Here is a 17913-nt window from a genome sequence, read left to right on the forward strand (position 1 = left end):
GGCGGGTTCCGCCGGAGGGGCCGGGGCCGCCGCTCTGGGCGCCGTCGGCCCTGGCGATGAACTTCACCCGGATTCCGAGGATGTCGACGATGGCCTGGCGGAGGTACTCGCTCACGCCCTTCGTGTCCGTGCCCTGCTGCTGCTTGAAGCTCGCCACGTCGTTGTCGCTCGGGAACGACAGGGTGAGGACGTCGTCGTTGAGAGAACGGACCTGCGCGGTGAACACGACCATCCACGCGCTGCGCTTCGCGCGCTGCACGGCGTCGAGGATCTGCGGCCACGCGTCCTTGACCTGCTGGGTCGTGACGGGACCGACCGGAGCAGCGGCGCGGGCTGCGGCGGATGCAGCGGATGCAGCGGATGGAGCGACCTTTTCGGCGGCAGGCGCGGTGACCGAAGCGGCGGGCGCTGAGTCAGCGCCGGCACCGCCCGCAGCGACAGGCGCATCCACCGATGCAGGCTTCGCAGCCGCCGCAGGCGTCTCGCCCGTGGACGCAGAGGCCGCCGCAGCAGGCACGGGTGCAGCAGCAGGCGCAGGTGCGGGTGCGGCAGCAGCAGGCGCCGCCGCAACCGGAGCGGCAGCAGGCGCAACCCGCGGCACCGCCGCAGGCTCGTACGCCGCCGGAGCCCCAGCGGCACCAGCCGCACCACCGCCACCCGTCGCGTCGCTCACGCCGACCCTGCGCTCCAGCCGCTCGACGCGGGCGAGCGCGCCGCGCTCGCTCTCGTCGCTCGACGGGACGAGCACGCGGGCGATCATCAGTTCCAGGTGCAGGCGCGGCGAGGTCGCGCCGGTCATCTCGGTGAGGGCGGCGTTGACGATGTCGGCCGAGCGCGAGAGCTCTGCCGCGCCGAACTTCATCGCCTGGACCGCCATCCGGTCGAGCTCGTCCTGCGGGATGCCGCGCAGCACGGCGGCCGCGCCTTCCGCGCTGGTCGCGGAGACGACGATGAGGTCGCGGAGGCGTTCGAGGAGGTCTTCGACGAAGCGGCGGGGGTCTTGGCCGGTCTGCACGACGCGGTCGATGGCGCCGAACGCACCGGCGGCATCCCGTGCTGCGATGGCGTCGACCACCTCGTCGAGCAGGGCGGCGTGCGTGTAGCCGAGCAGGGCGACGGCGCGCTCATACTCGACCGACTTCTCGTCGGAGCCCGCCATCAGCTGGTCGAGCAGGGAGAGGGTGTCGCGCGGCGAACCGCCGCCGGCGCGCACGACGAGCGGGAGCACGCCGGGTGCGACCTGCACGCCCTCGCTGTCGCACAGGCTCTGCACGTAGTCGAGCATCTGCGCGGGCGGCACGAGCCGGAACGGGTAGTGGTGGGTGCGCGACCGGATGGTGCCGATCACCTTCTCCGGCTCGGTGGTCGCGAAGATGAACTTCACGTGCTCCGGCGGCTCCTCGACGATCTTCAGCAGAGCGTTGAAGCCCTGCGGGGTGACCATGTGCGCCTCGTCGAGGATGAAGATCTTGTAGCGGTCGCGGGCGGGAGCGAAGATGGCGCGCTCCCGGATGTCGCGCGCGTCGTCGACGCCGTTGTGGCTCGCGGCGTCGATCTCGACCACGTCGAGCGAACCTCCGCCGTCGCGGCTCAGCTCGATGCAGCTCGAGCACTTGCCGCACGGGGTGTCGGTCGGACCCTCCGCGCAGTTGAGGCACCTGGCCAGGATGCGCGCCGACGTGGTCTTGCCACAGCCGCGCGGACCGCTGAACAGGTATGCGTGATTGACCCGGTTGGTGCGCAGCGCCGTCATCAGCGGTTCGGTCACCTGCGACTGCCCGATCATCTCGGCGAAGGTGTCTGGCCGATAGCGGCGATACAGTGCGGTAACCACCCCATCATGGTACTTGCCGCCGCTGACATTCGGACCGGAGGATCGCAGCGGGATCAGGCCGGTGGCGCGATCACCTCCCCGGCACGCTCGACGGCTCGGAGAGCGCCTCCAGGATGCCGTTCCAGAGCCGCACCCTGGCGTTCTCCGTCGGCTGCGCATACGGAGCGGCCGGCAGGTACAGCGGGGTGTACGGCGGCGCATAGAAGAGGTGCGTCGCATCCGGGGCGCGCACGTAGACGTCGCCGATCCTGTCGCCACGTGCGGTGATCCCGGCGTCCATCCACGCGCATCCGTTGTCGAGCTGTTCGTCGCGGCCCGCGCAGCCGAGCACGATCGGGCCCGGGATGCGGGACAGCTTCAGCACGTTCGCGCTGCTGGTGTCCCGCGTGCCGGAGGCGCACGGCACCCAGCTCCCGCCGACCGTCACCGCCGGGTTGGGCACGGGAGAGTTGCAGATCAGGCCGGTCGTGCCTCCCGGGGCGATGGCGCCGTAGACCAGGCCCGGATACGCCACCGCCGTCCAGAGCGCGAGCTGCGCACCCCGGGAGGTTCCGAACGTGAAGATCCGCTGCCGGTCGACGCCCGGCTGGGAGCGCAGCCAGGCGAGCGCGGACAGGAAGCGCTCCGCCGGGAACGTGTGCGACGGATCGAGCTGCCCGGCGGAGCCGAAGGTGGACAGTGCAAGCGCCGGGTAGCCGTTCGCCGCGAGCTGTGACGCCGCGAGGACGCCCGTCGGGGTGCCGTTGTCCGTCCCGTCGAAGACGATGATGGCCGGGCGCAGCGCGGAATCGCCCGCCGTCGGCTCGAAGTAGTCTCCCGAGATGCCGTCGTCGAAGACCGCGTGCGACACCGCCCCGGACGCGAGGCCGATCCGCTCCACCGAGGTCTGGGCGACCCTGCGCCCGCCGACCGCCGCCGCCAGCACCACCCGCTGCGTGGTTGCCCCCCAGGTCTCGCTCAACGATGCCGGCGCCCCGGATGCGCTGCGCAGCGACCAGAACAGCCCCATCCCGTCCGCCCCGGCGAAGGGTGCGTCGACCGGCGCCTGCCTGTCGAGGTCGACGGTGCCGCTCGCCGGCACGAGATAGTCGGCGTGCGAGGACCAGAGCGCGCCGTCGCGGACCGTCGCCGTGATGGTCACGCGCTGGCCGGGAGGGAGGGCGGTCAGCCGGATGCCGATGGGTTGCCAGACTGGGCTTGGATTCCTGTTCAGGACGAACCGCGGGCCTTCGCGTTCCGCACCGGCGTCGGGTTGGGCGCATCCGGTGAGCGCGACGGCGACAGCGGCGAGCACGGCCACGACAGCGGCGATCCTCCGGCCGAACCCGCCCGACTCGGCCCTCCGCACCACTCCCCCGACCATCACCGCACCGCCCTCTCCAGCGTCGCCAGCGCATCCCGCCAGAAAGCGGCCCGCGCCTGCTCGGTCGCCTGCGCGAGCGTTGGAGACGACTCCGGCAGCCCGACGGGCACGAGCGGCGGCGTGCTGATCGCGTGCCCTGCCCCGACGGCGCGCAGCAGGACGTCGCCCGTCCTCTCGCCCCGCGCCTGCTCCGCCGCCGTCAGCCACTCGCACGCGTTCGACAGGATCTCGTCCGCCGTGCCGCAGGCGAGCACCACCGGGCCGGGGATGCGGTCCAGCCGCAGGGCCGGGGTGTCCGCGATCGTCCGCACCTGGCTCTCGCACGGCACAGGATCTCCCCCGCTGGTCAGCGGCGACGCTCCCCCCGAGGCCGTGCAGAGCAGAGCGGTCGGACCGCTCGCCGCGATGGCGCCGTAGACCGCGTACGGCTCGTTCGCCGCGAACCAGAGGGCGAGCGGGGCCGCCCGCCAGCTGCCCCAGACGAAGATGCGGGACGGATCGACCTCCGGCTGCTCGGCGAGCCAGGCACGCGCAGCGTCGAACGACTCGACGCTGAGCGCCGACGACCCCGGGATCTGCCCCGTCGGGCCGAACGACGGGAGGATGAAGGCGGGGAACCCGTTCGCCGCGAGCTGCCCGGCGACGAACCTCCCTGAGCCGCCTCCGTCGTCGCCGTCCACGACGATCACCGCGGGGCGGGGCTGCGTCGGGTCGGGCAGCGGCGTGACGAAGGTCCCGATCCTCCTGTCGAAGTCCGCGCCGGCTTCGTCCCGTTCGCTCGGGCTCAGGAGGTCTCGTGCGAACACGTCGCGCGGCGCCGTCGCGGTGTTGAAGCCGGTGCGGTGCAGGATCGTGGAGGCGACCTCCCTGCCGTCCTGGTCGGCCGCGAGCGTGATGTCGATGTCGTTCCCCGCCCAGGTCTGCTCCAGCTCGCTCTGGCTCACGGGAGGGCCGGTCATGCTCCAGAACAGGGCGGCGGGATCCGGTGCAGGGTACGGCGCGAGGATCGGCTTCGCCCGCCAGAGCGCGATCACGCCGTTCGGCGGAACGACGTAGACCGCCCGCGACGCCCAGGTGCCGGATGCGGTGTGCGCCGTCGCCGTGAGCACCGCATCCCCTCCCGGCCGCAGTCCGACCAGCGAGACGAGCACGGGGTCGGTGACTCCCGGATGCAGGAGGTCGACCACGAATCGCGGGCCGAGCGAGCGCGGCGCCCCACCGCATCCGGTCAGCACGGCGGCGACCAGCAGGCCGGCGACCAGCGCGGCGGCGCGCGACCATCGACGGCCTCTCACGAGCGACCCGCCCTCAGCAGCGCGTTCAGCACGGCGTTCCAGAACGCGATCCTGGCGCGCTCGGTCTGCTGCCCGCTCGGTCCGTCCGGGATGGCGATCGGCAGCCCGGGAGGCACCATCGTCGCGTGCGATGCTGTGCTCTCGCGGAGCACGACGTCGCCCGCCCGCGTGCCCCTGGTGGCCATCGCGGCGCCGAGCCAGGCGCAGGACGACCGGAGCGTCTCGTCGCGCTCCGAACAGCCGAGCACCAGCGGCCCACGGACGAGCGAGAGAGCGGGCACCGCCTGCGCGTCGATGACGGACGGGTCCACGCGGCAGCCCGCCGGCCTGCCGTTCTCGAACACCGGGCCGACCGCGCTCGACGGCAGGCAGAGCAGCGCCGTCGCTCCCCCGGAGGCGAACACTCCGGCGAGCCGCCAGGAGAACCGCGCGGCCGTCCACAGCGCCAGCTGCTCCGACGGGCCGGTGCCGTAGACGAACACCTGCCGCCCGTCCACGTCCTGCCGTTGGTCGAGCCAGTCGAGCACGGCGCCGACCGTGTCGGCATCGAGGATCGAGGTCAGGCGCACGCCGTCGGCCGACTGTGTGACAGGGACCACGAACACCGATGCGCCGAACAGCGTCAGCAGCGGGCCGACGAAGTCCCCGGATGCGCCGGGAGCCTGGTCGTCGAACACCACGACGGCCGGGGTGCGCGGCCGCTCGATCGAGCGCGCGCTGTAGAACGTGCCCACCTGCACATCCTCGTGCGTCTGCTGCGGGATGCGCGGTGCCGTTCCACCCTCCCTGGCCGCCGTCGCCGCGAGCAGGTCCCTGGTGAAGACGCCACTGGTGCGGATGCCCGCCCCGATCCCCTGCAGGCGGAAGGTGCGGGCGGCGATCGGCCTGCTGCCGTCGAACGCGGTGACCGTGACGGGGGACGTCTCGCGCATCCACTGTTCGGCGAGCGCCTCCTCGCCCAGCTGCGGGCCGCGCAGCGACCAGAACAGTCCGGCGGAGTCCGGCTCGGCGAACCGGGAGAGCTGGGGCCGCGCCGCGGCGAGGTCGAGCGTGCCGGAGGCGGGGACCGTGTATGTCGCCGACGAGTTCCAGAGCCCACGCGGTGTGCTCATCCTCGCCTCCAGCCGCAGGCGGCTCCCCGGCTCGGCCCCGACGAGTTCGAGCGGAACCGGCCAGAGGACCGATGTGTACCGGATGAGCGGAGGCGTGACGAAGCGCGGCCCTCCCTGGACGACCGTCGACGTGCATCCGGTGAGCGCTGTCGCCGCGAGCAGCAGCGAGCACACGGCGGCGAACACAGCGGAGCGGCGGGCGGCGAGCCATCGCCGCCCCGTGCCGTTCCGCGCGCGCATGTCACCACCGCAGCCGGTCGCCGGTCACCCGGCGGCGGAGGCCCCCGTCGCGCTCTGCCCGATCGCTTGCACGGTCTGGCGGGCGATCTCCAGCTCTTCGTCCGTCGGCACGACCAGCACGGTCACCGGAGAGCCGTCCGCCGAGATGACCCGCGCTTCCGACGACGGGCTGGCGTTGCGCTCTGGATCGAGCACGATGCCCAGCCCCTCGAGCCCGGCCAGCGCATCCGCCCGGAGCGCTGCGTCGTTCTCGCCGATGCCCGCGGTGAAGGTCAGGACGTCGAGCCCGCCGAGCAGTGCGGTGTACGCGCCGATGTAGTGCTTCAGCCGGTGCACGGTCGTCGCGAGGGCGAGCTGCGCCGCCTCGTCTCCGTCGTTCGCCGCGCGCCGCACATCCCGCATGTCGCCGGTGCCGGACAGCCCGAGCAGACCGCTCTTGCGGTTCAGCAGCTCGTCGAGGCCGTCGATGTCGAGGTTCGCCCTCCTGGCCAGATGGATGAGGACGGCCGGGTCGAGGTCGCCGGAGCGGGTGCCCATCACCAGCCCTTCCAGCGGCGTGAGTCCCATCGACGTGTCGACCGAGCGTCCGCCGTCGATCGCGCAGGCGGACGCCCCGTTGCCGAGGTGCAGGACGATCTGCTTCAGGTCGGCCAGCGGACGCCCGAGGAACTCCGCGGCGGCCTCCGACACGTATTTGTGGGAGGTGCCGTGGAAGCCGTACCGGCGAACACGGTGCCGCTCGGCGAGCGCGGCGTCGATGGCGTACGTGTACGCCTCCGGCGGCAGCGTCTGGTGGAAGGCGGTGTCGAAGACGGCAACGTGCGGCACATCCGGGAACGCCTTCTCCGCAGCGCGGATGCCCTGCAGGTTGGCCGGGTTGTGCAGCGGGGCGAGGTCGGCGAGGTCTTCGATGTTGATCTCGACCAGCGGCGTGACGATGGTCGGCTCGAAGAACCGCTTCCCGCCGTGCACCACGCGGTGGCCGACCGCGACAGGTGGATGTTCGGCGAGGCTCGGGCCGTCGGCCTCGAACGCGTCGATCATCGCCTGGAACCCGGCGGTGTGATCCGGGATCTCCAGGCTCCGCTCGCTCGTCCCGTTCGGGCCGCGATGGATGGTGTGGCCGGACCGTTCGCCGATCCGCTCCACCAGCCCGCTCGCGAGAGGACGCTCGGTGTCGAGGTCGATCAGCTGGTACTTGAACGACGACGAGCCGCTGTTGACGACGAGGACGGCGCTCATGAGAGACCTGCCTGGATCGCGGTGATGGCGACGGTGTTGACGATGTCGTCGACGAGCGCGCCGCGGGAGAGGTCGTTGATCGGCTTCCTGAGTCCCTGCAGCACCGGCCCGATCGCCACGGCGCCCGCGCTCCGCTGCACCGCCTTGTAGGTGTTGTTGCCCGTGTTGAGGTCCGGGAAGATGAACACGGTCGCCCGTCCCGCCACGGCCGAGCCCGGCAGTTTCGCCGCGCCGACCGCCGCATCGGCGGCCGCGTCGTACTGGATGGGGCCGTCCACGGCGAGCTCGGGAGCCCGCTCGTGCACGAGCGCCGTTGCGGCGCGCACCTTGTCGACGTCGGCGCCGGACCCGGACTCCCCGGTCGAGTACGACAGCATCGCCACGCGCGGCTCGATGCCGAACTGCTCCGCCGTCTCCGCGGACGAGATCGCGATGTCCGCCAGCTGCTCGGCCGTCGGATCCGGGATCACCGCGCAGTCGCCGTAGACGAGCACCCGGTCGGCGAGCGCCATCAGGAAGACGCTCGACACCACGGACACCTCCGGGCGGGTCTTGATGATCTCGAACGCCGGGCGGATCGTGTGCGCCGTCGTGTGCGCCGCCCCGGACACCATCCCGTCCGCGAGGCCGAGGTGCACCATCATCGTGCCGAAGTACGACGGATCGGTGACCGTGTCAGAGGCCTGTTCGACGGTGATGCCCTTGTGCGCCCTGAGCCGCGCGTACTCCGTGGCGAACCGCAGGCGAAGCACGTCGTCGAACGGGCTGAGCACTTCCGCACCGGAGATGTCGACACCGAGCTCGATCGACCTCGCGCGCACCTCGAACGGCTCCCCGAGGATGGTGAGACGTGCGACCCCGCGGGCGAGCAGCGTCGCCGCAGCGCGCAGGATGCGGTCGTCCTCGCCCTCCGGAAGCACGATGTGCTTGTCCGCCGCCCTCGCGCGCTCCAGCAGGTCGTACTCGAACATGAGCGGGGTGACCACATCCCGTGGGCTGACGTCGAGCCGCTTGAGCAGGGCGTCCGCGTCGACGTGACGCTCGAACAGCGCCTGCGCGGTGTCGTACTTGCGCTGCGAGTCCGCGGCGAGCCTGCCGCGGGCGTGCGTGATGCGCACGACCGTGTCGTAGGTGCCGAGGTCGGTCTCCACGATCGGCAGCGGAGAGCGCAGGCCGGCCAGCAGCCGCTCGATCGGCTCCGGCAGCTCGAACCCACCGTTGAGGACGATGCCGGCGATGGACGGGAACGTGCCGGATGCGTTCGCCATCAGCACCGCGAGCAGCACCTCAGTCCGGTCGGCGGGCACGACTACCACCGCACCCTCGATCAGGCGAGGGAGCACGTTGTTCATCGACATCCCGGCCACGACGACGCCGAGCGCCTCGCGCGCGAGCAGCGACTCGTCGCCCGCGATGAGGGTGGATCCGGTCGCCTCCATGATCGAGCGCATGCTCGGGGCGACGAGGAACGGGTCCTCCGGGATCGCCCAGACCGGGGCCGTATCGCCGTTCGGCGTCTCACCGACGGCCGACTGCACGGCGTGGACGACCGCGTCGAGGTCGTCCGGGTCTGCGCGGTTGGCGATGACGCCGAGGAGCGCGACGTGCTCGTCCCTCAGCTCGGCGACCGCCAGTTCGGTGAGCTGCTTGAGGTCTTCCGCGGTGCGCGGCTCCGCCTGGCCGAGCCGCTCGCCCAGCCCCTGTCCGATGCGCCCGCCGAGGACCAGCAGCACGGGAGCGCCCAGGTTGGCGGCGATGCGCGCGTTGTAGCGCAGCTCGGTCGGGCTGCCGACGTCGGTGTAGTCGGAGCCCAGGATGACGACCGTGTCGCAGCGGGACTCGACCGCCCGGAACCGGCGGACGATCTCGGAGAGAGCGGCATCCGCATCCAGGTGCACATCGTCGTACGTGACGCCGATGGCCTCCTCGTAGTCGATGTCGGCCGTCTCCCGCTGCAGCAGCAGTTCGAGCACGTAGTCGCGCTCGGAGGTCGAGCGCGCGATCGGACGGAAGACGCCCACCCTGCCGACGGCACGGCGGAGCGCTTCGAGCACGCCGAGGGCGACGGTGGACTTGCCGGTGTGACCTTCGGCGGAGGTGATGTAGAGGGAACGCGCCACGACTCAGTCGACCCGCTCGATCGCCGGGACCTCGTATCCGCCGTCGAGCAGGATCTGCTCGGGCGCGTAGAGGCGCATGATGGGCCGGAACGCGCCCTGCGGCGTCGGCAGCCAGTTGGCGGCTGCCGTCGGGTCGGTGGGTCTGGTCGTGCTCATGGTGATGGTCAAGCCTCCGTCGTCGTCGTACACGATCCCTCGCGTCCTGTCCCCGATCGAATACCGCGCCGCCTCGTTCTCGACGAGGTAGAAGTTCGGGAGGTCGTACATGGTGATGGACCAGAACGCGCGCACCGGCGGCGTCGGATGCAGGCGCAGGGTGTACGTGTGCTCTCCGGTGAGCGCATCCCCTGCTGCATCGAGATAGGTGAAGAAGTACGCGGCCTCGTAGCCGTGGTTGCCCCAGAGCCCGCCGAGCGCTGCTGCGGCCCGCGTCGCATACCTGGTCTTCGCATCCGTGTGCTTCCAGGCAGGATCGTCGAGCGCCCCGACCTCGAAGAAGTCGATGTTGTAGTCGAAGATGTGCAGGTTGACCTGCCAGTTGTTGACGACGGGACCGTCGCCGGTCCGCACAGCCATCTCGAGGGCCTGCTTGCCGGCGGCGTACCCGGCCTCCAACGCCTGGCGCACCTCCTCCGGCGCTTCGGCCAGCGTGTACGCACTGGTCAGCCCGAGCACGCTGTACGAATCCAGAGCCGCCCTGTCGCGCTCGGCGGGCGGGAAGGCGATGGCCCAGGTCCGGAACCGCTCGAAGAAGTCGAGCGCCTCGCCCAGACCGCCGGCGACGACCGGCATGCCCTGCGGAGGCGTGAGCGACTTCCGGATGGGCGTCAGCGCGAGCGAGTTCTGCAACTCCTCGACGGCCGCCAGGTCTTCCTCGCCGTCGCAGGCCCACCGGCCGACGATCGTGGCGATGCGGGTCGGGAAGCGGATGACGGTGACACCGTCGCCCTCCGGGCCGCCCTCCCACTCCGGCGGCACGAGCAGGAAGTCGCCCCGGCCGTTGCCGGTCGCCCTGGTGCCGACGTATGCGAAGTTGTTGGTCCACGCATCCACGAACTGCAGCACGTAGTAGCGGTCGCCCGCATCCGGAACGCTCAGCAGGATCGGCCCGACACTCAGATCGACGGGGGCGATCGAGTAGACGGTGTCGTTGTTGATGGAGACGAAGGTGTCACGCGGATCCGCCAGCGAACGCGCGTGACTGAACGAGTTGAACGACGCTGGGGGAAGCGATCCGATCCCCGTGGTCGTGAGGCGGAGGATCTGCTCCCCGTTGAAGACCAGCGGAAAACCGAAGACATACGCTTCGGACGCCAACTCGCTCAATGGCCCGGTCATCCAGCACCTCACTCAATCGGCGGATCTCGACCGCTCTTCTACAGAGTGTAGAAGAGCGCCTGTGCTCTGCTCAACTGTACGCGGAACAACCTGACCGACGGCAAAGAAAAAGACCCCTCACGCACCCGCCAGAGCCCGGTTACCCTTGCTGCGTTTCCGCCCTGGGGGAGTTGGCCTGGATGGCGCCACGTGAGGAGCCGGGAACCAGTGTAGCGGGTCAGACTGAGAGGTGTTGGCACCGAGCACCCCCGCGGACCCGGTAGGATACTTCGTGGCCGTTGCTCCTCCGGGAGTGACACCGCCTCAGGAGAATTCGCCTAGTGGCCTATGGCGCACGCTTGGAAAGCGTGTTGGGTGCAAGCCCTCGGGGGTTCGAATCCCCCATTCTCCGCCATTTCTTCACCCCGCCGCCCGGTCCTCCGCACCGCGGCGGCGCAGCCGCGCGTCGGCTACCTCCGGCCCGCGGTAGACCATGTCCATCGCGCCGATGCTCTCTCCCGGCGGGACGATGGCGTCGATGCGGTCGAGGATCTCGTCGGACAGGGTGACCTCCGAGCCGGCGAGCGTGTCCTCCAGCTGCTCCATCGTGCGGGGGCCCGCGATCGCCGATGTGACACCCGGATGCGCGATCACGAACGCCATCGCCAGGTGGGTCAGTGGGATGCCGACCTCGTCGGACAGGGCGATCAGCTGCTCGATCGCGGCGAGGCGGCGTTCGTCGTGGAAGTGCCGCATCCCGGTGCTCGCGCGGAAGTTGTCGTTCGCCTGGCCTGCGCGGTATTTGCCGGTCAGTGCTCCGCCGGCGAGCGGGCTGTAGACGAGGGTTCCCATGCCGTAGCGCTGGGCCACCGGGAGGATTTCGCGCTCGATCTCGCGGTCGAGGATCGAGTAGTTCGGCTGCTCGGTGCGGAAGCGCTCGAAGCCGCGGTGCTCGGACATCCACTGCGCCTCGACGATCTCGGAGCCGCGCATCGACGACGTGCCGATCGCCCGCACTTTGCCCTGACGCACCAGGTCGGTGAGCGCGGAGAGGGTCTCGTCGATGTCGGTGTCCGGGTCTGGGCGGTGCAGCTGGTAGAGGTCGATGTGGTCGGTGCGCAGGTTGCGGAGCGAGCGCTCGACCGCCTGCATGATCCAGCGACGGGATGCGCCCCTGTGGTTGATGTCGTCGTCCACCGGCCCCCAGAACTTGGTGGCGAGCACGACATCGTCCCGTCGGCCGGCGAGCGCCTCTCCGACCACCTCCTCCGAGTCCCCGTAGCGGTCGGCGGTGTCGACGAAGTTGATGCCGGCGTCGAGGGCCCTGTGGATGATCCGGATGCCCTCCTGACGGTCGGGGTTGCCGAACGAGCCGAGCATCATGGCGCCGAGGGCGTACGGCGTGACCTTGATTCCGGTGCGGCCGAGAGTGCGGTACTGCATGGGGTCCTCCTGTAGGATCGCTATACGGAACGACGTTCCGCATATGCTGACCACTATACGGAACACTGTTCCGTTTACGCAAGAGGACCTCGCCGTGGCTACCGACGCCGACGCTCAACGCCCCGCACGGGCCGACGCACGCAAGAACCAGGAAGCGCTGCTCGCGGCCGCCCGCGACGTCTTCGCGCGCTCCGGCGTCGACGCGCCGGCGCGCGAGATCGCAGCGGCGGCCAAGGTCGGCGTCGGGACGATGTACCGCCACTTCCCCACCAGGTCCGAGCTCGTCGCCGCCGTGTTCACCACGGAGATCGACGGCACCGCCGCGGCGGCCGCCGACCTGCTGGCGACCCACGCGCCCGGCGAAGCGCTCGAACTCTGGATCTCGCGGTTCACCCGGTTCGTCGCGACGAAGCAGGGCCTCTCCGCCGCTCTCCGCTCAGGAGACCCCGCGTTCGACGCGCTCCCCGACTACTTCGCAGCGAAGCTCGGTCCGGCCATCCGGTCGCTGCTCGACGTCGCGGAGGCGGCCGGGGAGGTGCGCTCCGGCGTCGACGCACTCGGCCTGCTGCAAGCGGTCGGAGACCTCAGCCACCGGGCGCCGTCCGCGGACGGCAGCCCGAACGCGATGGTCCGGCTGCTGCTCGACGGACTGCGCGTCAACGCCGCCGGATCGGCCGGGTGATCCCGGCCGACCCCGATCACCCGGCCAACCGGCGCCGCGCGCTCCGCTCAGGCTGCCGAGATCTCCGAGAACAGGCCGGTGAACGTCGTGCCGGTTCCGCCCAGACGCTGGAAGAACTCCCCGGCGGCCGGCGTGGCGACGGCGGCCGACGCGTCCTCGTAGCTGTCGAAGTACAGGTCGAGCGTCCGGTGCGCGGGCGTCGGAGTGCCGTCCTCCTTCGGCCAGACCTTCGCCGCCTCGAGCCGGCGCAGCCCGGGGAGCCGGCGGGCGACTCCCTCCAGCTCCTGGTACGCCGCCTCGAAGGCGGCAGGGTCGGTCGGGTTGTCGATGATGATGGTGATCTTCGTGGACATTGTGTTTCTCCTTGTGTTGTTCGGTGTTCGCTGATCGTGCAATGCGTGGATGGTCAGCGGGCGGTGCCCGTGGCCGTGCGGTTCAGTCGGATGGCGGAGACCAGGAAGAAGATGCCTCCCAGTGTCGCGTATCCCGCCAGTCCGACGAGCGATGCAGCCGCACTTCCGGACTGCACCGCGAAGGCGACGCCGGCGAGCACGGAGATCCCGCCGCTCAGGATCATCGGCCACTGACCACCGAGGCTGCGACGGGAGAGCCCGACGATCAGCTGGACCGCGCCCGCCGTCACCGCCCAGAGGCCCCAGACGAGCAGGACAGCGGACCGGCCGGACATGACGGCGACGATGAGCCCGACAGCGGCGAGCGCGCTCAACGCCATGTTCACGTACAGCAGCCCTGCCGGCCGCGTCGCCCGCGACGCCCGGTGGTCGACGACGGCCGCGACCAGGTCGAACACCGGATAGATCGCGAGGAGCGTCGCGCTCAGTGGCGTGATGCTCGCCGCACTGAGCCCGACGATGATCGCCCACACGATGGCGAAGCCGAAGCGGACGAAGTAGAGGCGGCGAAGCGAGGCGGCGATGGATGCTGGCGGCGCATCCGGTGTTGTCGTGGTCATTCTGGTTCCGTTCTTCCGAGAGGGATGTCATGTAGAATGACTAGTCACTCTACATGGAGTAACCGTAGCCACCGAATGCCGGGCGCGCAAGAGCACGTGAGGAGAACACCTATGATCGGGAGCGTGAAATCGTCGATGCGGGAGCGACTCATCGAGGCGGCGACCGAACTGTTCTACGCAGAAGGTCTCCGCGCGGTCAGCGTCGACAAGGTCATCGAGCGCGCCGGGACGACGAAGGTCACCTTCTACCGTCATTTCAAGAGCAAGGACGACCTCGTGGTCGCGCACCTGCAGCGCAGGGCGCAGCTGGAACGCGACGGCATCACCGGCGCCATCGCCGCCGCCGGCGGCAGCGCAGACCGGGTGTTCCAGCTGATCGCCGAGCAGCTGGGCTCGATGGCGTGCGAGCAGGGCTTCCGCGGCTGCCCGTTCATCAACGCGGCCGCCGAGTACCCGGATGCGACGAGCCAGGTCCGCATCGAGGTCGACACCCACCGTGCCTGGTGCAAGGCGACGTTCGGCGAGATCGTGCAGCCGCTCGGCCTGAGCGACCCGCGCGGGACGGCCGACGACCTCATGCTCATCCGCGACGGCGCGATGGTCGCCGGCTACCTGGACGACGCCGACGCGCTCGCCGCCTCCTTCATCCGGAGCGCCAGGGCACTCACCGGCTCAGACACCACGCGCTGAGTCAGCGACGCAACGCGTCAGCGGCGCCGTGCTGTCGCGCACCTTGAGCTCCGGCTGGATGAGCGGGATGGTTTCCGGCGCCTCTCCCCGCAGCGAGCGGAGCACGCTCTCGACGGCCCGACGGCCCACCTCGGTGAAGTCGAGCCGCACAGTGGTCAGCGCCGGCAGGAAGTACGGGGACTCGTCGCGGTCGTCGAAGCCGACGACGCTCACGTCTCCGGGCACCGAGACCCCGTTGTCGTGGAGCGCCTTGATCAGGCCGAGGGCCATCGCGTCGTTGATCGCGAGGACGGCGGTGATCGAGCGGTCAGCAGCGATCCTGACCCCAGCCCGGTAGCCGGACTCCGCCGACCAGTCCGGGGACGTGAACTCGGGCGGCGTCACCCGGCCGGCGAGGGCGAGCTCGGTCTGCCAGCCGCGGCGGCGCGCATCCGACGCCATCCAGCCGTCCGGCCCTCCGACGAAGTGGACGGTCTCGTGACCGAGGTCGAGCAGGTGTCTGGTGGCCAGCTGGGCGCCGAGCGTCTCGTCGACGGACACGGTGGACGGCCCGGCGGGCGAGCCCTGCTCGAACCGCACCACGGGCACATCCGCGTCGAGCCGGTGCAGCACCTCGACGGCGGCGGTCATCGGCGCCAGCACCACGATCGCATCCACGCCGTCGTCGACGAGGGAGTCGAGGCCCGCCTCGATGCTCGCGCGGTCCACGTTCGCGAGGCTCACCAGACTCGTGGCGTAGCCGCTCCTGCGCGCCTCCTCCGCGATGCCGAACAACGCCAGCGCCGGACCGTGCACGGACAGCGCGTAGCTGAGCACTCCGAGGTTCATCGACCTGCTGGTCGCGAGGGTGCGCGCCGCCGAGTTGCGACGGTAGCGCAGCTGGGCGATGGCGCGTTCGACCCGTTCGCGGATCTCGGGAGCGACGTTCGAGTGGCCGTTGACCACCCGCGAGACGGTCTGCTGCGAGACCCCGGCGAGGCGGGCGACATCGACCATCCGCGCCGCGCGCGGCGCCTCGTTCTGCTCCGTCACCGGCGGCCCCCGGCGCCCGGCGAACGCACGGAAGAGGAAATCATTCCCCCATTATGACCGCGAGTACGACCGCGAGCGGCCGGGCGCCGGAAAGGCGCGCCAGACCGCTCGCGATCCTGCCGGATCCCTTGCCAGGGCCTCAGCGGTTGCCGTAGCGCAGCACGGCGGGGTGCTGCTCGTACGGCCACTCGGCCTCCGGGATCATGTAGTCGAGCGTCGTGTAGCTGCCGTCCATCGTCGCGGCGAGCGACGGAGGGCCGGGGAACCCGATGACCCGCCAGCCGACGCGGTTGTCGTTCCCGCCGTAGACCGGGTCGCCGTAGAAACCCTGCCTGGTGTTCAGCACCAGAAGCGGGAAGAACTCGAGGAAGTCCTCGTTGACAGGCTGGTTGCCGGCCGGCGCTCCCCCACTCCCCTGCCCGTCCGAGTCCGCGAAGGCGAACTTCGCCGGCTTCTCCTTGCGCGAGATGGTCTCCAGCACCGTGTCCTGCTGGTCGTCGTCCAGCTCGACGAACGGGGCGCCGAACTTCTCGGTGGCGATGCCGTCCAGTTCGACGATCCCCTCCCGGTAGAACGTCCGGCGGCTCTCGATGCGCTCCTGCCAGGCCTTCTCCTCCAGCCCCTCCATCCGGAGGAACCCGTTGCCGTCAGCTGCCGGGAAGACGAACTGCGTCCCCGCCAGCATCCGATCGATGAAGCGGACCACGCCTGCTTCTCTCGCTCCTGGATGGTGGTCCGTCGGAATGATGCGCGCAGTGGCGGCCTCGACAGTCGCCCATTCGTGCTCCGTGAAGAACAGCGGCCCCTTCGAATCGCGCGTCGAGATCGGCACGGTGACCCATTCTGCCTGTCCCATAGTTATCGTTGTCTCCTCTGAAATCGTGGTTGAGGTCAGTCGGTCCAGCCATGACGGTCCACGGCGATGATGCGGTCGGCGCACCGCCAGGCGTTCGCCATGATCGTCAGTGCCGGGTTGATGCCGGTCGCCGTCGGGAAGAAGCTGGCGTCGAACACGTAGAGGTTCGGCACCTCGTGCGACCGGCACCACCTGTCGACCACCGAGGTGGCCGGATCGTCGCCCATGCGGGCCGTGCCGAGCTCGTGCGAGGTGTTCCCCGTGATGCGCTCCATGTTGACCGGCACGATCTTGGATGCGCCTGCCGCCTCCAGGATCTCGCCGTTCTTCTTCACCTGCCACTTCTCCTGCGCGAAATCGTTGGCGTGCGGCGTGTGGGTGATGCGGGCGACCGGGAGTCCCCACGCGTCCTTCACCGTCGGGTCGAGGTCGACCCTGTTGGACTCGACGGGGAGGTCGTGCAGCAGGATGCCGATCTTCATGCTGTAGTTGAACAGGTCCCGATCGGCGTCCTTCGCCGCCTGACCCCAGGTGGGGCGGCCGGGGAAGCTCCAGTTGACGGGGTGGCCGAGCATCGACGGGAAGATCAGCGAGCCCAGGATGTGCCCCCGCGACTCGTCCGTCTCGTAGAAGTCGAACGAGCACAGGTTCATGTAGTGCCCTGACCAGCCGTAGAGCGGGTCGTGCAGCTCCTTGTCGAACAGGCCGACCGAGAACGAGTACTGGTGGAAGGTCGCGTTCTTGCCGACCTGCCCGCTGCCGTTGCCCAGCCCATCCGGGAACAGCGCCGACTTCGACATGAGCAGGAGCCTGGGCGTCTCGATCCCGCCGCCGCAGACGATCACGGCCTTCGCGTTCTGCACGAACTCGTTGCCGTTCTCGTCCTGGTAGCGCACACCGGTCGCCTTGCCGGTCTTGTCGACCAGGATCTCGCTGACGTAGCAGTCCGGCCGCAGGTCGTAGAGGCCGGTGTTGATCGCATCCGGGATGAAGCTGATCAGCGTCGACGACTTGCCGCTGCCCGGGTCGGGATACTGCTGCCAGAAGCCGTTCTCGCTGAACGGCTTGCGACCGCGGTACGGCTCGGTGACCATGCCCTGGGGCATCGGGAACGTGCTGTGGCCCATCTTGTTCATCGCGGTCGCGAAGGTGCGGCCGATCTGGCTGAGCGGCGCAGGCTTGGTCGGGTAGTCGCGGGTGCGGCGACCCTCCCAGCGGTTCGCGCCGCCGAGACCCGAGGTTCCGAACTCCCACTCGACCCGCGTGTAGTACGGCTCGAGGTCGTCGTAGCTGATCGGCCAGTCCACCAGCCTCGCCCCTTCGACGTCGCCGTGCAGCGAGCGCAGGCGGAAGTCGTTGACGGTCATCCGGGGAACCATGCCGCCCCAGTGCGTCGTGCCGCCGCCCACGACCTGCGGGGTCGCGGAGAAGTTCGTGATGACAGCTTCCTCGCTGTCGTTCTGACGGTATGTGCGGGGCTTGAGCTTCGGGTCCTGCCAGATGAAGTTGCGGTTCAGGTACTTCAGCTCGTCGCCGGATGCGTGCTCCGGCTTCAGCCACGGGCCTCGTTCGAGTCCCACCACGCGCAGGCCGGCTTCTGTCAGCACCTTGGCTGCCGTCGCCCCTCCTGCGCCGGCGCCGACGATCACGACGTCGACCGGCTCAGGGTTCTTGATGGTGGTCATTCTGTGTCCTTTCCTTTCGGGGGTTCGAT

15 protein-coding genes, 1 tRNA gene and 1 other RNA gene are annotated in these 17913 nt (G+C 70.1%); 3 read left to right on the forward strand and 14 right to left on the reverse strand.

The genetic code is table 11. The annotated features are described in order from the left end of the window. From B7438_RS17950 to ffs, 8 genes are all read right to left on the reverse strand, one after another. Positions 1-1834, reverse strand: a 1834-nt coding sequence (locus B7438_RS17950) for a DNA polymerase III subunit gamma and tau (RefSeq protein WP_143466049.1), incomplete at its 3' end; no start/stop codon positions are given. A gap of 70 nt (positions 1835-1904) precedes the next feature. Next, complete coding sequence (locus B7438_RS17955) at positions 1905-3197, reverse strand: acyl-CoA thioesterase/BAAT N-terminal domain-containing protein (RefSeq protein ID WP_085371056.1); 1293 nt, start codon at positions 3195-3197, stop codon at positions 1905-1907. Beyond that, positions 3197-4492, reverse strand: coding sequence for an acyl-CoA thioesterase/BAAT N-terminal domain-containing protein (locus tag B7438_RS17960; RefSeq protein ID WP_085371057.1), 1296 nt, complete (start codon positions 4490-4492; stop codon positions 3197-3199). The genes B7438_RS17955 and B7438_RS17960 overlap by 1 nt, the downstream gene beginning before the upstream one ends. Continuing rightward, complete coding sequence (locus B7438_RS17965; RefSeq protein ID WP_085371058.1) at positions 4489-5844, reverse strand: acyl-CoA thioesterase/BAAT N-terminal domain-containing protein; 1356 nt, start codon at positions 5842-5844, stop codon at positions 4489-4491. The genes B7438_RS17960 and B7438_RS17965 overlap by 4 nt, the downstream gene beginning before the upstream one ends. Before the next feature lie 24 nt (positions 5845-5868). After that, a complete protein-coding gene (locus B7438_RS17970; RefSeq protein WP_085371059.1) occupies positions 5869-7086 on the reverse strand; it encodes an acetate/propionate family kinase in 1218 nt (405 codons plus the stop codon). Next, positions 7083-9206, reverse strand: coding sequence for a phosphate acetyltransferase (gene pta, locus B7438_RS17975; RefSeq protein WP_085371060.1), 2124 nt, complete (start codon positions 9204-9206; stop codon positions 7083-7085). Before pta ends, B7438_RS17970 begins: the two co-directional genes overlap by 4 nt. A gap of 3 nt (positions 9207-9209) precedes the next feature. After that, positions 9210-10544: a DUF1254 domain-containing protein gene (locus tag B7438_RS17980; RefSeq protein WP_085371061.1), complete on the reverse strand. Its 1335-nt coding sequence runs from the start codon at positions 10542-10544 to the stop codon at positions 9210-9212. A gap of 105 nt (positions 10545-10649) precedes the next feature. Further along, positions 10650-10746: signal recognition particle sRNA small type (ffs, locus tag B7438_RS17985), an RNA gene on the reverse strand. A 104-nt stretch (positions 10747-10850) separates the two neighbouring features. Here ffs and B7438_RS17990 point away from each other — a divergent pair. Then, positions 10851-10938: transfer RNA gene (locus B7438_RS17990), tRNA-Ser, on the forward strand. A gap of 5 nt (positions 10939-10943) precedes the next feature. Here B7438_RS17990 and B7438_RS17995 read toward each other — a convergent pair. After that, a complete protein-coding gene (locus B7438_RS17995) occupies positions 10944-11966 on the reverse strand; it encodes an aldo/keto reductase (RefSeq protein WP_085371062.1) in 1023 nt (340 codons plus the stop codon). A 94-nt stretch (positions 11967-12060) separates the two neighbouring features. Here B7438_RS17995 and B7438_RS18000 point away from each other — a divergent pair, with 94 nt between their 5' ends. After that, on the forward strand, positions 12061-12648 hold the full coding sequence (locus B7438_RS18000; protein WP_256922118.1) for a TetR/AcrR family transcriptional regulator: 588 nt from the start codon (positions 12061-12063) through the stop codon (positions 12646-12648). A gap of 47 nt (positions 12649-12695) precedes the next feature. Here B7438_RS18000 and B7438_RS18005 read toward each other — a convergent pair whose 3' ends face one another. Next, positions 12696-13001 carry an EthD family reductase gene (locus B7438_RS18005; RefSeq protein ID WP_085371064.1) on the reverse strand — a complete coding sequence of 102 codons (306 nt, stop codon included), beginning with the start codon at positions 12999-13001 and terminating at the stop codon, positions 12696-12698. A gap of 53 nt (positions 13002-13054) precedes the next feature. Then, on the reverse strand, positions 13055-13621 hold the full coding sequence (locus B7438_RS18010) for a hypothetical protein (protein WP_085371065.1): 567 nt from the start codon (positions 13619-13621) through the stop codon (positions 13055-13057). A 111-nt stretch (positions 13622-13732) separates the two neighbouring features. On the opposite strand from B7438_RS18010, the gene B7438_RS18015 reads away from it, so the two are divergent. Beyond that, positions 13733-14311, forward strand: coding sequence for a TetR/AcrR family transcriptional regulator (locus tag B7438_RS18015; protein WP_085371066.1), 579 nt, complete (start codon positions 13733-13735; stop codon positions 14309-14311). Here B7438_RS18015 and B7438_RS18020 read toward each other — a convergent pair. From B7438_RS18020 to B7438_RS18030, 3 genes are all read right to left on the reverse strand, one after another. Beyond that, complete coding sequence (locus tag B7438_RS18020) at positions 14294-15307, reverse strand: LacI family DNA-binding transcriptional regulator (RefSeq protein ID WP_085371067.1); 1014 nt, start codon at positions 15305-15307, stop codon at positions 14294-14296. The two genes, B7438_RS18015 and B7438_RS18020, sit on opposite strands and share 18 nt — an antisense overlap. 175 nt (positions 15308-15482) lie before the next feature. Further along, the gene (locus B7438_RS18025) at positions 15483-16199 is read right to left on the reverse strand and encodes a gluconate 2-dehydrogenase subunit 3 family protein (RefSeq protein WP_085371068.1); all 717 of its coding nucleotides are present in this window, start codon (positions 16197-16199) and stop codon (positions 15483-15485) included. Between the two features lie 35 nt (positions 16200-16234). Continuing rightward, positions 16235-17884 carry a GMC family oxidoreductase gene (locus tag B7438_RS18030; RefSeq protein ID WP_085371069.1) on the reverse strand — a complete coding sequence of 550 codons (1650 nt, stop codon included), beginning with the start codon at positions 17882-17884 and terminating at the stop codon, positions 16235-16237. Between the last annotated feature and the right edge of the window lie 29 nt (positions 17885-17913).

This window comes from Leifsonia sp. NCR5, assembly GCF_002105485.1.
GTDB lineage: Bacteria > Actinomycetota > Actinomycetes > Actinomycetales > Microbacteriaceae > Leifsonia.